This is a genomic window from Methylobacterium litchii (genome assembly GCF_038442315.1).
Lineage (GTDB): Bacteria > Pseudomonadota > Alphaproteobacteria > Rhizobiales > Beijerinckiaceae > Methylobacterium > Methylobacterium litchii.
The window spans coordinates 93568-106387 of record NZ_JBBXMY010000010.1 but is presented as its reverse complement, the minus strand read 5'-3'; the positions used below and the strand labels follow the sequence as shown (position 1 = coordinate 106387).

Below are 12820 nucleotides of genomic sequence, written 5' to 3'. Positions count from 1 at the left end.
TCTCAGAACACGGCGTGGTCCCCACGCTCGGCGGCGGCCTCGCCCCGAATCACGCGGGCGTAATAGTCGAACAGCGTCTCCGACCCGGTCGAGGGGGTAGCCTGCGCGTCGTAGCGCCCGGTCGCCGGGTCCAGGACCAGCATGGATTCGGTCGCGTAGTAGCGGCCGATCCTCGCGAGCTCCGCCTTGGCCGCCAGGGACGGCACCCATCGCCCGAGGGTCGACAGGACGGCGACGATGCCGTCGAGGAGCGCCACCGGAACGTGCCTGAAGCGCGGTTCGCGCCCGAGCAGGGCGAAGAGCCGCTCGCCCTGCGCCCGTGGCGTGATCGCCTCGCCGGGGCCGCCGATCGGCAGCACGCGGTTGCGCCGCCCCTTGGCGTCGAGGCAATCCGCGAGGTAGCGGCCGAGGTCGTCGTCGCTGATCGGCTTGCAGGCCGTCAGGGTCCCGTCGCCGAAGACGAGGAACGGCTTGCCGCGTCTCACCCGCTCGATCTGCCCCGAGAGGGATTTGAAGAACGCCGTCGGCCGGACGATCGTGTAGTCGAGCCCCGACGCGATCAGCTCCGCCTCGAAGGCGAGCTTGGCGTGCTGGAAGGCGAGGAGGGGCTTCTGGACGCAGATCGCCGACAGGAGCACGACATGGGTCACGCCGGCCGCCCGGCCGGCGTGGAGGGCGTTGACCTGCGCCCGGTGATCGATCGCCCAGGCGTCGTCGGGCAGGCCGGTGCGCGACGCGAGGCAGGACACCAGCACGTCGAAGGTCTCGCCCCGCAGGCCGTCGCGCGCCACCGAAGCCGGATCGGTCAGATCCACGATCCGCGTGGCGGTGCCGGTCTCGGCGGGGCGCCTGACGAGGCAGGTGACGTCGTGGCCGCGCGCGGCGAGCGCCCGCACGGTCGCCCGGCCGATCGTGCCCGTCGCCCCCAGGACGAGGACGCGGCGGGGCCTCGCACCGTCCGGCCGATCCGAGATCATGGACGCCTCATCCCAGCGCTCCGCCCGCCCGTAGGGTGATCCGCGTCAGCTCGGAGGGGCGGCCGAGGCGCAGGGCGAAGCCCGGCCACAGGGCGGTCCCGTTGCTGACGTAGAGCACCATGCCCCCGACCCGGTATGCCCCGGAGACGAACCCGGCATTCCCCCGCGCCACCAGCCGGTCGAGGCCCCGTATCATGCCGCCATGGGTGTGCCCCGACAATTGCAGCCGCACTCCCTGCGCGGCCGCCTTCGCGGCGTTGCCGGGCTGGTGATCGAGCAGCACGACCGGCGCCTCGGCCGGGGCGCCCGCCAGCGCGGCGGCGAGGTCGGGCCCCGGATGGCCCGTGGCGGGGGCCGAGCGGTCGGTCACGCCCGCCAGCACGAGCGCCCCGCCCTCCCGTTGCAGGACCGTATGGGCGTTGACGAGCATGCGGATCCCCATCCCGCCGAGGTGGCGCATCCAGGCCTCGTAATCGAAGAAATATTCGTGGTTGCCGGGCACGGCCCAGACCCCGTCCGGGGCCGTCAGGGCGCGCAGCGGCGCGACGTCGTCCCGCCGGGAGGAGAGGGCGCCGTCGATGAAGTCGCCCGTCACCACGATCAGGTCGGTGCGGAGGGCGTTGGCGCGGGTGACGACGGCCTCGGCCCAGGGCGCCGGGAACAGCCGGCTGAGGTGCAGGTCGGAGAGGTGAAGGAGCGTGTAGCCGTCGAAGGCGGGGGGCAGGTCGGGGATCGCCACCGTCACGTCCTTCAGCGGCGGCACGCGCACGGCCTGGGCCACGGCCAATGCCGCCAGGACCAGGGCCGCGAGCACTGCCGCGTAGCGCCAGGCCAGGGGGACGGCCCATCCGCCGCCGGGCACGGCCCAGCCCACCAGCGCCACCGCATCGAGGGCGAGGAGCATCGGCGCCGCCAGCGCCAGGGCGCCGAACGCCCCGTTGAACAGGATCACCACCGGGCGGGGGAATTCCGGCGCGAAGACCGATCCCGACGAGAGGCGGCTCCACAGGTGGTACTGGGACGCCGCGATCAGCAGGACGGTGGCGGCGAGCTTGACCGCGAGGGGCCAGGGGCTCGGCCACACGACCCGCGCGGCGACGTAGAGGGCGGGCAGGCTGGGGATCAAACGGATCATAGGCCGCTACATGGCGGGCGGCCCGTGCAAAGCAAAGCTTGCCGCCCGGCCGTCACTTCCGCAGCGGCACGCCCTTGGTGGTGAAGACCGGGCGACCCGCGTGGCGGCCCCGGCCCCCGGGCTTGCCCAGGCCCGAGCCCGCGCCGGTCCCCGGCGGCTGCGAGAACGGCACCAGCTGGTCCGGCCTCGGGCCGATGAGGTCGGCCCGGCCCATCTCCCGCAGCGCCTCGCGCAGGACCGGCCAGTTCTCGGGGTCATGGTAGCGCAGGAACGCCTTGTGCAGCCGCCGCTGGCGCATCCCCTTGATCGCCTCCACCGGCTCGCTGCCGCCCCGCCGCACGCCGCGCAGCGGGTTGATCTCGGTGTGATACATGGCGGTGGCGGTCGCCATGGGGGAGGGCAGGAAGGTCTGCACCTGGTCGGCGCGGTAATCGTTCTTCTTCAGCCAGAGCGCGAGGTGCATCATGTCCTCGTCGGTCGTGCCGGGATGCGCCGCGATGAAGTACGGGATCAGGTAGTACTTCTTGCCCGCCTCCTTCGCGGCGGCGTCGAACATGGCCTTGAACCGGTCGTAGGTGCCGATCCCCGGCTTCATCATCTTGTCGAGGGGGCCGCGCTCGGTGTGTTCGGGAGCGATCTTGAGGCGCCCGCCGACATGGTGGGTCACGAGTTCCTTGACGTATTCGGGGCTCCTGACGGCGAGGTCGTAGCGCACGCCGGAGGCGACCATCACCTTCTTGACGCCCTCCACCTCGCGGACCTTCCGGTAGAGCCGGATCAGGTCGTCGTGCGAGGTGTTGAGGTTCGGGCAGATGTCCGGGAACACGCAGGAGGGCAGGCGGCAGGCGGACTCGATCTTCGGGTCCTTGCAGGCCATCCGGTACATGTTCGCGGTCGGCCCGCCGACATCCGAGATGACGCCCGTGAAGCCGGGGGTCTTGTCGCGGATGCGCTCGATCTCGCGCAGGATCGAGCCCTCCGAGCGGTTCTGGATCACCCGGCCCTCGTGCTCGGTGATGGAGCAGAAGGTGCAGCCGCCGAAGCAGCCGCGCATGATCGTCACCGAGAACTTGATCATGTCCCAGGCGGGGATCTTCGCATCGCCGTAGGACGGATGGGGGGCGCGGGCGTAGGGCAGGTCGTAGACCGAATCCATCTCCTCGCTGCTCAACGGGATCGGCGGCGGGTTCAGCCACAGGTCGCGGTCGCCGTGGCGCTGGACCAGCGGGCGCGCGTTGCCGGGGTTGGCCTCCCGGTGCAGCACCCGCGAGGCGCGGGCATAGGCTTCCTTGTCGTCCTTCACCTGCTCGTAGGCGGGCAGCCGGATCACGGTCTCGCCGGGCTTGCGCGAGGCGGCCTCATCCGCGGAATCGAGGTCGTCGGCGGGCAGCTCGGTGTAGTGGGCGGGCACCCGGCGGAACAGGGCGACGCCCCGCACGGCGTCGAGCTCGTGCGGCGCCTCGCCGGCCGCGAGGCGGTTCGCCACCTCGATCACGGCGCGCTCGGCGTTGCCGTAGAGAAGCAGGTCGGCCTTCGCGTCCGCCAGGATCGAGCGGCGCACCTTGTCGGACCAGTAATCGTAATGGGCGATCCGGCGCAGCGACGCCTCAATGCCGCCGAGCACGATCGGCACGTCCTTGTAGGCCTCGCGGCAGCGCTGCGTGTAGACGATGGTGCAGCGGTCCGGCCGCCGGCCGCCCTCGCCGCCGGCCGTGTAGGCGTCGTCGTGGCGCAGGCGGCGGTCGGCCGTGTAGCGGTTCACCATCGAATCGAGGTTGCCGCCGGTCACGCCGAAGAACAGACGCGGCTTGCCGAGCGCCTTGAACGGCTCCGCCGACTGCCAATCGGGCTGCGCGATGATGCCGACCCGGAACCCCTGCGATTCGAGCAGCCGGCCGATGATGGCCATGCCGAAGCTCGGATGGTCCACGTAGGCGTCGCCCGTCACCAGAACGATGTCGCAGGCATCCCAGCCGAGGACGGCCATCTCGGCGCGGCTCATCGGCAGGAACGGCGCCGCCTTTCCGGCACGCGGCGGCATGCAGGCGAGGGGCGCCACGGGCCGTTCGGGAGAAATCTGGAGTTCCATCGGCACTGCATAATGCGCCCGGCTCAAGACCTCAACGAATGGCAGACACGCAACACCGGCTCCTTTGCGGCCGGCGCGACACTCAGACTCCCGTTCGAAGGGCGGGCGATAAGCTTTAGCGGAGCTGCCTAAATGGGAAGGTGATGCCACCGCCGCCACAAGTGCCGAGGAAGCTTGGCGGTAGTATGCGCGGAAACCGAACGCGTGAGCTGTGCAGCGATTTTCAATTTACCCTGCACGTTTAATTCCCCGTAAGTCTTCGAACCTACGGTAACCCTTCCCAAAACTGCGCCGTTACCGAGTGGCGCATCATGAAGCGGAAGTCAGGGCTCCCGATGGTACCGGTGCATCCTCGCGAAGCCGCCCGGCTCGAAGCCCTGCTCGATCTCGACATCCTGGATACGGCGCCCGAGGACCACTTCACCGCGATCTGCGAGACGGCCCGCGACCTCTTCCAGGCGCCCATCGCCCTCGTGTCCCTCGTCACCGAGACCGACCAGTGGTTCAAGGGCCGCTGCGGCATCGGCCTGCCGGGCACGGAACGCGGCGAATCCTTCTGCACCCACACGGTTGTGTCGGACGAAGTCCTCGTCGTCGAGGATGCGGCGCGGGATCCGCGCTTCCGCGACAGCCTCCTCGTGGCGGGGGCGGAACGGGTCCGGTTCTATGCGGGCGCCCCGTTGGAGGTCGCCCCCGGCCTTCAGGTCGGCAGCCTGTGCGTGATGGACCGTGTCCCGCGCCGCTTCACGGACCGGCAGCGCGGGCAGTTGCAGAACCTCGCCCGGATCGTCACCGCGCAATTGCGGCTGCACAAGACGGAGCGCCTGCTGCGCGAGCGCGAAGCGCGGCTCGCCCATCTGGCGCGGCACGATCCATTGACCGGCCTGCCGAACCGCCTGCAATTCCGCGAATGCCTGCAGGGCGAGATCGCGCGGGCGCAGCGGGGCCATGACGGCTTCGCCCTGCATTGCCTCGACCTCGACCGGTTCAAGGCGATCAACGACAGCTTCGGCCACCATGCCGGCGACCGCCTGCTCCAATCCGTCGCCGACCGCCTGCGCGGGGCGGTCCGGGACGAGGACGTGGTGGCGCGGCTCGGCGGCGACGAGTTCGTCGTGATCCAGCCGGGGGCGGACCGGGCGAGGGCCATCACCCTGGCGCAACGGCTGATCGCCGCGCTCTCCTCGCCCTTCGACCTCGACGGCCATGAACGGCAGATCGGCGTGAGCATCGGCATCGCCCTCGCCGCCGCCGGGCCGGTCCACGGCGAGGCGCTTCATACGCGGGCCGACAAGGCGCTCTACGCGGCCAAGGCCTCCGGCCGCTGCACCTTCCGGTTCGCGCAAACCGTCGAGGACAGCGCGCGCGAGCCCGTCCTGCGCCGGAGGGGCGCCGCGTGAGCGGCTGATCGCCCTCAGCGCGGCGGCCGGCGGCGCTCGTGCGTCACCCGGTCGACGGTGTATTCCGCCGCGATGCCGATGGCCGCCCCCGCCAGTACGTCCGCGGGGAAATGGGCCCCGCGCAGGACCTGCGCCGCGACGATCCCGGCGGCGACGGCATAGGCGGGCCCCGCGACCTCCGGATAGGCGCGGACGGCGGCGCAGGCGACGGCGGCGCTCAGGGCGGAATGGCCCGATGGGAAGGATTGCCACGGCCCGACATTCGTCCCCGGCCATCCCCGCGCGTAGTAGCCCTCGTCCAGGACGACGTTCGGGCGGGTCCGGTGCACCGTCCGCTTCAGGCTCGACTTCACGAGGCTGGCCAGGATGCCGGCCTCCAGCATGTGCCGCCCCGCCGCCGCGAGCCGGCGGTCCCGCGTCGCGAGGCCCAGGGCGAGGGTGCCGGCGGACAGTGCCAGCAGCGATTTCCAGCTCCCGATCTCGCTCGCGCTCCCGAGCTTGCGCACCACGGGATGATCCTTGCCGCGCGCCAGCCGGAGGCCGGCGGCGACGTCCGCCGCCTCGAACCGGTTGGTGGGGTCGGCGGGGCTGATGTGGGGGGGACGGTCGGGGGTTCGCGCAAGCATGGCCATGAACGCGCAGGGCCAGCATTCGTTCGGTGCGCGCTCGCCGCCCGCGAACCCGAGGGCCCGAACGGCGTTGCCGAACGCAATCGAAGGGCGAAGTTCATGCACCAGCGCTGGCCGAGCCGGCTGTGGATCGTGCGGCACGGTGAGAGCGCCGGGAATGTCGCGGCGGAGGCCGCCCACGGCGCGAGCCTCGCCCGGATCGACATCGCCGAGCGCGACGTCGACGTGCCCCTCAGCGCGCGCGGTACGCATCAGGCCGACAGCGTGGGGCGCTGGTTCGCGGACCAGCCCGAGGGAGCCCGCCCGGAGATCGTGCTGGCTTCGCCCTATCTCCGGGCGCGGCAGACCGCCGACCGCATCCGGGCCGCAGGCGGCCTGTCGCCGGGGGCGCCCGCGTCGCACATCGACGAGCGGCTGCGCGAGCGGGAACTCGGCATCCTCGATCGGCTGACCCGCACCGGCGTCGAGCAATTGCATCCCGAGCAGGCCGCCATGCGCCGCCGCCTCGGCAAGTTCTATCACCGGCCGCCATCCGGCGAGAGCTGGTGCGACGTGATCCTGCGCCTGCGGAGCGCGCTGGACACCGTGTCCCTGCATTACGCCGAGCGACGGGTGCTGATCGTCGCACATCAGGTCGTGGTCCTGTGCCTGCGCTACCTGATCGAGGACATGACCGAGGCGCAGATCCTGGGCATCGACGCCGAGGGCGACGTCGCGAATTGCTCGGTGACCGAATACGCCTTCCGCCCGTCGGGAGACGGCGCCGGCCACCTCGCCCTGGACCGCTACAACTTCGTCGCGCCGATCACCGAAGGCGGCGCGACGGTGACCTCCGAGCCTGACGCGAACGTGGCGGCCCGATGACCCTCAGCATCCTCACCCCCTCCCTGCTCCGGGAGCACCCGCTCCCGGTCCCCCGGGAGGGCAGCAAGGACGCGCGCGGCAGCGTCCTGGTCATCGGCGGCTCGGCCTCGGTTCCGGGGGCGGCCCTGTTGGCCGGCGTCGCGGCCCTGCGCGTGGGCGCCGGCAAGCTCAAGATCGCCACCGTCGCGAGCGCGGCCGCCGGCATGGGGCTGATGGTGCCCGAGGCGATGGTCGTGGGGCTGCCCGAAGACTCCGACGGCGGCGTGGACGCCCCACGCGCCGCCGACGACCTGCTCCGCATGGCGGGGGGCTGTCAGGCCGTCCTGATCGGGCCCGGCATGATGGGCGACGACGCCTCCGCCTCGCTCACGGCCGGGCTGCTCCGCGCGGAGGGATCTCCCGCCTTCGTCCTCGACGCCACCGCCCTGTGCGGCCTCGCCGTCCATGCGGAGGCGGTGAGGGCGGTCGGCGGGCGGGCGGTGATCACGCCCCATGCCGGCGAGATGGCGCAGCTCCTCGACCGCAGCCGGGACGCGGTCGAGGCGGACCCCCTCGACGCGGCGCGGGCGGCCGCCGACCTGCTCGGGACGGTGGTGGTGATGAAGGGCGCCGCGACGACGATCGTGGACCCGCAGGGCGGCCACTGGCTCTACGAGGGCGGCGGCGTCGGGCTGGCGACCTCGGGCTCCGGCGACGTGCTTGCCGGCCTCGTCGTCGGGCTCCTCGCCCGTGGGCTCGAACCCCTCTCCGCCGCCCTGTGGGGGGTGTTCCTGCACGGTGAGGCGGGCCGTCGTCTGGCCGGCTCGATCGGTCCCATCGGCTTCCTGGCGCGGGAGATCTCCGGCGTGGTGCCGGGCCTGCTGCGGGAGACGATGGGCTAGGCCCCCTCCCGCCTGCCAGCATGCCGCACGCATACGCGCCCCCCTTCGGGGGTTGGTGCTAGGCATCGCACCCTCGCGCTCCGTTCCGCTCGCCGAGCCCGCCCGAGGACCCCCATCGCAAAGGCAGAATGTGGCCCCCGACCGTCCGACCCCGCGCCTGCTCGTCGCCGAGAGCGAAACCCCGGAGGCGCGGGACGAGCGCCGCGCCAGCGTGGGCCGCTCCTCCGGCGAGACCTATCTCGACGTCCTGAACCGGCTTATGCCCGGCGCCGTCTGCGACCGGGTCTTCCCCGCCGACGCGGATGCCGCGCTCCCGGCCGGCACCTCGCCCGCCGATTACGACGCGGTGCTGTTCAGTGGATCGCCCCTCCACCTCTACGACGAGACGCCCGAGACCCGGCGCGCCATCGCCTTCATGCGCGCCGTCTTCGACGCCGGCACGCCCTCGTTCGGCTCCTGCGCCGGCCTGCAGGTCGCCACCGTGGCGGCGGGCGGCAGCGTCCGCCCGAACGTCCGCCGGCCTGAGGCGGCCTTCGCGCGGCGGATCACCCCGACCGAGGCGGGCCGCGCGCACCCGCTCCTGGCCGGACGGCCCGCCGCCTTCGACGCGCCGTCGATCCACACGGACGAGGTGGAGGCGCTGCCGCCCGGCGCCGTGCTGCTGGCGGAGAACGGCCTCACCACGGTCCAGGCCGCCGAGATCCGCTTCGGACGGGGCACGTTCTGGGGCGTGCAGTACCATCCCGAGATCGGCCTGGACGAAGTGGCCGGCGCCCTGCGGCGGCAGGCGGACGGCCTCGTGGAGGCGGGGCTCGGCCGCGACCGTGCCGACATCGAGGGCTATGCCGGGCAGATCGACGCGCTCCACCGGGCGCCGGAGCGGCCCGACCTCGCGTGGCGCCTCGGCCTCGACGAGCAGGTGACGGACGAGCGGCGGCGGCTGACGGAGCTGCGCAACTTCCTCGAAAGCCTTCGCCGGGTCGAGAGCCGGAACCCGCACTGATGCCGCGGGCTTGCCCCCCGTGCCGACCTCTCGTCGGCCAGGAGGAGTGTCATGTCGAGCGACACCGAAACGCACCGTCAGTTGCTGAACGCCCTGAAGGTTGCCCAGGACAAGCGTGACGGATCCTTCGAGAAGGCCGTCACGGCGGCCTTCGAGCATGTGTTCGAGCACCTGACGCGGCTGAACGACCACGTCTCCCCCGGCGGCCCCGATGGGGGCGAGCCGCATCTGAAGCCGGGCGAGCCGGCGACCCTGCGGTAAGGTCGGGGCACGCACGATCCAGCGGCGCGAGATCCGATTTGCTGTCGTCAGCCACCGAACGGCTCCGCCGCGCCGCCGCGACACGGATCGGCCCCCTGCGGCACCTGCCGGCCCTGTTCCGGCTCGCATGGTCCACGAGCCGCGCCCTGACGCTTCTGAGCGTCGGGTTGCGGCTCGCCCGCGCGGCGGTGCCGGCACTGATGCTCTACGTCGCCAAACTCGTGGTCGACACGGTCGTGGCCGGGCGGGCCGACCCCGCCGGGGCGGCGGACGCCGGGGCGTGGTTCTCCGCGCCGCTCCAGCGGCACGTCGAACTGCTGATCGGGATCGAGTTCGCCCTGGCCCTCGCCTCCGACCTGCTCGGGCGGGCGACGACCCTCGTGGACGGCGTGCTGGCCGAGAGGACCGGCAACGCCATCACCCTGCGGCTGATGGCCCATGCCGCCACCCTCGACCTCGCGCAGTTCGAGGACCCCGCCGTGCAAGACGGGCTGGAGCGCGCCCGGCGTCAGGTCGCGTGGCGCGCGAACCCGATGGGCCAGCTCCTCGGCCAGCTTCAGGACGGCCTGACCGCCCTCTCCCTGGCCGTGGCCGTCGTGGCGTTCCTGCCCTGGCTCGTCGTCCTGCTCGTCCTCGCCCTGATCCCGGCCTTCCTCAACGAGCTTCACTTCAACCGGCAGGGCTATCGCCTCGCCTACCGGCGCTCGCCGGAGCGGCGGGAGGGCGACTACATGCGCCAGCTCGGAGCCGGGGCGGAGACCGCCAAGGAGATCAAGCTGTTCGGCCTGAGCGGCTACCTCGCCGCGCGCTTCGGCATCCTCGCCGACCGCGCGCTGCGGGAGAACACCCGCCTCGCCCTGCGCCGGGCCGTGGCGGGCGGGCTCTTCGCCAGCCTCGGCACGCTCGCCTACTATCTCGCCTACCTCGTGATCGCCCTGCGCACGGCCACCGGCACGCTCACGCTCGGCGACCTCACCTTCCTGACGGGCGCCTTCCTGCGGCTGCGCGGCCTCGTCGAGGGGCTTCTGCTCGGCCTCTCCCAGCTGTCGGGGCAGGCGCAGTATCTCGACGACCTGTTCACGTTCCTCGCCCTCGCCCCCCGTGTCCGCGCGCCCGCCGAGCCGGCCCCGTTCCCCACGCCGATCCGCGACGGCTTCGTGTTCGAGGCGGTGGGCTACCGCTATCCGGGTGCCGAGCGCTGGGCGGTGCGCGACCTCTCCCTCACGATCCGGGCCGGCGAGGTCGTGGCGCTGGTGGGCGAGAACGGCAGCGGCAAGACCACGATCGTCAAGCTCCTGGCGCGTCTCTATGACCCGACCGAGGGGCGCATCCTGCTCGATGGGCGGGACCTGCGCGACTACGACCCGGACGTCCTGCGCACGCGCATCGGCGTGATCTTCCAGGACTTCGTCCGCTTCGACCTCACGGCGGGGGAGAACATCGCGGTCGGGCGCATCGAGGCGCAGGACGACGCGCCCCGCATCGAGGACGCGGCGGGCCGCGCCCTGGCCGACACCGTGGTGGAGCGGCTGCCGGCGGGCTACGGCCAGCGGCTGGGGCGGCGCTTCGAGGACGGGGTCGATCTCTCCGGGGGCGAGTGGCAGAAGCTCGCCATCGCCCGCGCCTACATGCGCGAGGCCGAGGTGCTGATCCTCGACGAGCCGACCGCCGCCCTGGACGCCCGCGCGGAGGCCGAGGTGTTCGCCCGCCTCCGCGCCCTCGCCCTCGGGCGCACCGCGCTCCTGATCTCGCATCGGTTCTCCAGCGTGCGCCGCGCGGACCGGATCGTCGTGCTCGGGGACGGCCGGGTGCGGGAGGCGGGCACGCACGAGGAGCTGGTCCGCGACGGCGGGCGCTACGCCGAACTGTTCGAGCTGCAGGCGGCGGCCTACCGCTAGGCCGGGGCATCGCCGCAGGCTCGGCCGTTTTCGCGTCTTCACCCCGCCCGTGCTAGCCTCACCCCGACGCCACGGCGTCGTCTCTGGGGGATTCATCATGGAACGGCGTCGGTTCATCGCGGCGGGGATGATGGCGGGTCTGGCGACGAGCGTCGCGGCCCGCGCGGAGGAGGCCGGGCACCATCACGGCCACGACCACGGGGCGGCGGCGGACGGCGCGCACGACCACCCGCCGCTCTACGCGGCGCTCAGCGCGGCGAGCGCCCATTGCGTCGAGACCGGCAACAACTGCATGCGCCATTGCTTCGGCATGGTCGCGATGAAGGACACCAGCATGGTGTCGTGCATGGCCTCGGTCCACGACCTCATCGCGGCCTGCGACGCCCTGCAGGCCATCGCGGCGGTGAACTCGCCCCACACCCGCGTCATGGCCCGCGCCGTCGCCGAGGTCTGCACCGCGTGCGAGACCGAGTGCGGCAAGTTCCCCGACATCGCCGAGTGCCGCGCCTGCCGCGATTCGTGCAAGGCGTGCGCCGCCGAGTGCAGGAAGATCGCGGCCTGAATCAGGGCCGCACGGCCGGCGTCTCCACCGGCAGCGGCGCGGCCCGCGTCGCGAGGTAGAGTTCGAGGGCGACGAAGTCCGGCGCGCCGTAGGCGAAGGGCTCCGCCCGCATGCCGGTGAGGCAGTTGCGCAGGCGCCGCTGCAGGGAGCCGAGCCCCTGCCATTCGAGGCGGTAGAGCGGGTAGCCGGTCGGCTGCCCCTGCGGGATCACCGCCGCGCCGAGGCGGCGGCCCCAATGGTCGTCGTGGCAGATCGCGCAGGACAGGCCGAGCTGCCCCTGGCGGGCCTCGAACAGCGCGCGGCCCTGCCGCCGCGCGGGCGTGAGACGCTCATCGTCCGGCGGGGCGATGGGCAGGCCGCGCGATTGCGCGGCGACGAAGGCCGTCAGCGCCAGCAGGTCGGGGCTCTCGTAGGCGAGGGGCTCCACGCCCTGGTGCTCCCGGCGGCAGGCATTCACCCGGTCCTGCAGGTCGATGGGCCGTTCCGTCCGCGCGTCCCAGGCCGGGTAGCGCGCCGCCACCCCGCGCAGGCTCGACGCGGCCTCGCCGTGGCACCCGGAACAGGCCGGCCGGCCGGAGGGGGGACGCGCCGTCCAGAGTTCGGCCCCGTCCGCGACCGCGAGCAGGCCGGGATTGGCCTCGTCGTCCCGCTGCATGGCCTGGATCGCCGGGCTCATCTGGTCGAAGCCCGAGCGCCGGTCGGCCGGGGCGATGGGTTCCGCCCCCGCCAGGGTGCCGGAGAGCAGGATGGCCAGGAGGGCGGCCGGCGGCGACGTCCCGGAGCGGCGCGGCATGGCCGGCTCAGGCCACGGTGATCGACGCCGACTCGGTCTGGTCGAACCCCCCGTCGCCGCGCCACGTGAAGCTGAAGCGGCCGCTGCGCGTCGCCACCCAGGTGAAGGTCAGGAACGGGTTGGCCGCCGAGGCGGGGAAGAGTTCGGCCCGGAAGATCTCCTCGTCCTCGAAGCGGCAGACGAACTCCGTCACGATGTTGCGCGGCAGGATGCGGCCGTCCGCGCCGGGGCGGAACCCCGTCTCCATCGGATGCGCCATCAGCGTCTTGATCGCGATCACGTCGCCGGCCTTGGCGGTCTTGGGCAGGTTGATCAGGGCGCGGGCCAT

Annotated in this window: 13 protein-coding genes; 7 read left to right on the top strand and 6 right to left on the bottom strand. The window is 72.6% G+C overall.

Translation table 11 applies throughout. The features are described 5' to 3' along the window. Positions 1-2: 2 nt before the first annotated feature. The 3 genes from AAHF99_RS18150 to AAHF99_RS18140 are packed head-to-tail and all read right to left on the bottom strand — an operon-like array spanning position 3 to position 4201. Complete coding sequence (locus AAHF99_RS18150; RefSeq protein WP_342165909.1) at positions 3-977, bottom strand: NAD(P)H-binding protein; 975 nt, start codon at positions 975-977, stop codon at positions 3-5. Positions 978-984: 7 nt separating this feature from the next. Continuing rightward, positions 985-2112, bottom strand: a complete 1128-nt coding sequence (locus AAHF99_RS18145; RefSeq protein ID WP_342165908.1) for a metallophosphoesterase — start codon at positions 2110-2112, stop codon at positions 985-987. A gap of 52 nt (positions 2113-2164) precedes the next feature. After that, entirely contained in the window at positions 2165-4201 is a 2037-nt protein-coding gene (locus AAHF99_RS18140) for a YgiQ family radical SAM protein (protein WP_342165907.1), read from the bottom strand. A 344-nt stretch (positions 4202-4545) separates the two neighbouring features. Between AAHF99_RS18140 and AAHF99_RS18135 the strand changes: the two genes are divergently transcribed. After that, entirely contained in the window at positions 4546-5601 is a 1056-nt protein-coding gene (locus AAHF99_RS18135) for a sensor domain-containing diguanylate cyclase (RefSeq protein ID WP_342165906.1), read from the top strand. Between the two features lie 14 nt (positions 5602-5615). Here the strand turns inward: AAHF99_RS18135 and AAHF99_RS18130 are convergent, their stop codons facing one another. Next, entirely contained in the window at positions 5616-6227 is a 612-nt protein-coding gene (locus AAHF99_RS18130; RefSeq protein WP_342165905.1) for a phosphatase PAP2 family protein, read from the bottom strand. Between the two features lie 102 nt (positions 6228-6329). Here AAHF99_RS18130 and AAHF99_RS18125 point away from each other — a divergent pair, with 102 nt between their 5' ends. From AAHF99_RS18125 to AAHF99_RS18100, 6 genes are all read left to right on the top strand, one after another. Continuing rightward, entirely contained in the window at positions 6330-7094 is a 765-nt protein-coding gene (locus AAHF99_RS18125; RefSeq protein ID WP_342165904.1) for a histidine phosphatase family protein, read from the top strand. After that, positions 7091-7975, top strand: coding sequence for an NAD(P)H-hydrate dehydratase (locus AAHF99_RS18120; RefSeq protein ID WP_342165903.1), 885 nt, complete (start codon positions 7091-7093; stop codon positions 7973-7975). The genes AAHF99_RS18125 and AAHF99_RS18120 overlap by 4 nt, the downstream gene beginning before the upstream one ends. A gap of 130 nt (positions 7976-8105) precedes the next feature. Further along, positions 8106-8978, top strand: coding sequence for a type 1 glutamine amidotransferase (locus AAHF99_RS18115; RefSeq protein WP_342165902.1), 873 nt, complete (start codon positions 8106-8108; stop codon positions 8976-8978). Positions 8979-9029: 51 nt separating this feature from the next. After that, complete coding sequence (locus tag AAHF99_RS18110) at positions 9030-9239, top strand: hypothetical protein (protein ID WP_243956580.1); 210 nt, start codon at positions 9030-9032, stop codon at positions 9237-9239. A gap of 41 nt (positions 9240-9280) precedes the next feature. Further along, complete coding sequence (locus AAHF99_RS18105) at positions 9281-11137, top strand: ABC transporter ATP-binding protein (RefSeq protein WP_412759914.1); 1857 nt, start codon at positions 9281-9283, stop codon at positions 11135-11137. 97 nt (positions 11138-11234) lie between these two features. Next, positions 11235-11699: a four-helix bundle copper-binding protein gene (locus tag AAHF99_RS18100; protein ID WP_342165900.1), complete on the top strand. Its 465-nt coding sequence runs from the start codon at positions 11235-11237 to the stop codon at positions 11697-11699. Position 11700: 1 nt separating this feature from the next. Here the strand turns inward: AAHF99_RS18100 and soxA are convergent, their stop codons facing one another. Continuing rightward, positions 11701-12492, bottom strand: coding sequence for a sulfur oxidation c-type cytochrome SoxA (gene soxA, locus AAHF99_RS18095; protein WP_342165899.1), 792 nt, complete (start codon positions 12490-12492; stop codon positions 11701-11703). A 7-nt stretch (positions 12493-12499) separates the two neighbouring features. After that, positions 12500-12820 carry a thiosulfate oxidation carrier complex protein SoxZ gene (locus AAHF99_RS18090; protein ID WP_342165898.1) on the bottom strand — a complete coding sequence of 107 codons (321 nt, stop codon included), beginning with the start codon at positions 12818-12820 and terminating at the stop codon, positions 12500-12502.

Coding starts and splice junctions, on each gene's coding strand:
- AAHF99_RS18150 (WP_342165909.1), bottom strand. CDS start 977: ATGATCTCGGATCGGCCGGACGGTGCGAGGCCCCGCCGCGTCCTCGTC.
- AAHF99_RS18145 (WP_342165908.1), bottom strand. CDS start 2,112: ATGATCCGTTTGATCCCCAGCCTGCCCGCCCTCTACGTCGCCGCGCGG.
- AAHF99_RS18140 (WP_342165907.1), bottom strand. CDS start 4,201: ATGGAACTCCAGATTTCTCCCGAACGGCCCGTGGCGCCCCTCGCCTGC.
- AAHF99_RS18130 (WP_342165905.1), bottom strand. CDS start 6,227: ATGCTTGCGCGAACCCCCGACCGTCCCCCCCACATCAGCCCCGCCGAC.
- AAHF99_RS18125 (WP_342165904.1), top strand. CDS start 6,330: ATGCACCAGCGCTGGCCGAGCCGGCTGTGGATCGTGCGGCACGGTGAG.
- AAHF99_RS18120 (WP_342165903.1), top strand. CDS start 7,091: ATGACCCTCAGCATCCTCACCCCCTCCCTGCTCCGGGAGCACCCGCTC.
- AAHF99_RS18110 (WP_243956580.1), top strand. CDS start 9,030: ATGTCGAGCGACACCGAAACGCACCGTCAGTTGCTGAACGCCCTGAAG.
- AAHF99_RS18100 (WP_342165900.1), top strand. CDS start 11,235: ATGGAACGGCGTCGGTTCATCGCGGCGGGGATGATGGCGGGTCTGGCG.
- soxA (WP_342165899.1), bottom strand. CDS start 12,492: ATGCCGCGCCGCTCCGGGACGTCGCCGCCGGCCGCCCTCCTGGCCATC.
- AAHF99_RS18090 (WP_342165898.1), bottom strand. CDS start 12,820: ATGGCCCGCGCCCTGATCAACCTGCCCAAGACCGCCAAGGCCGGCGAC.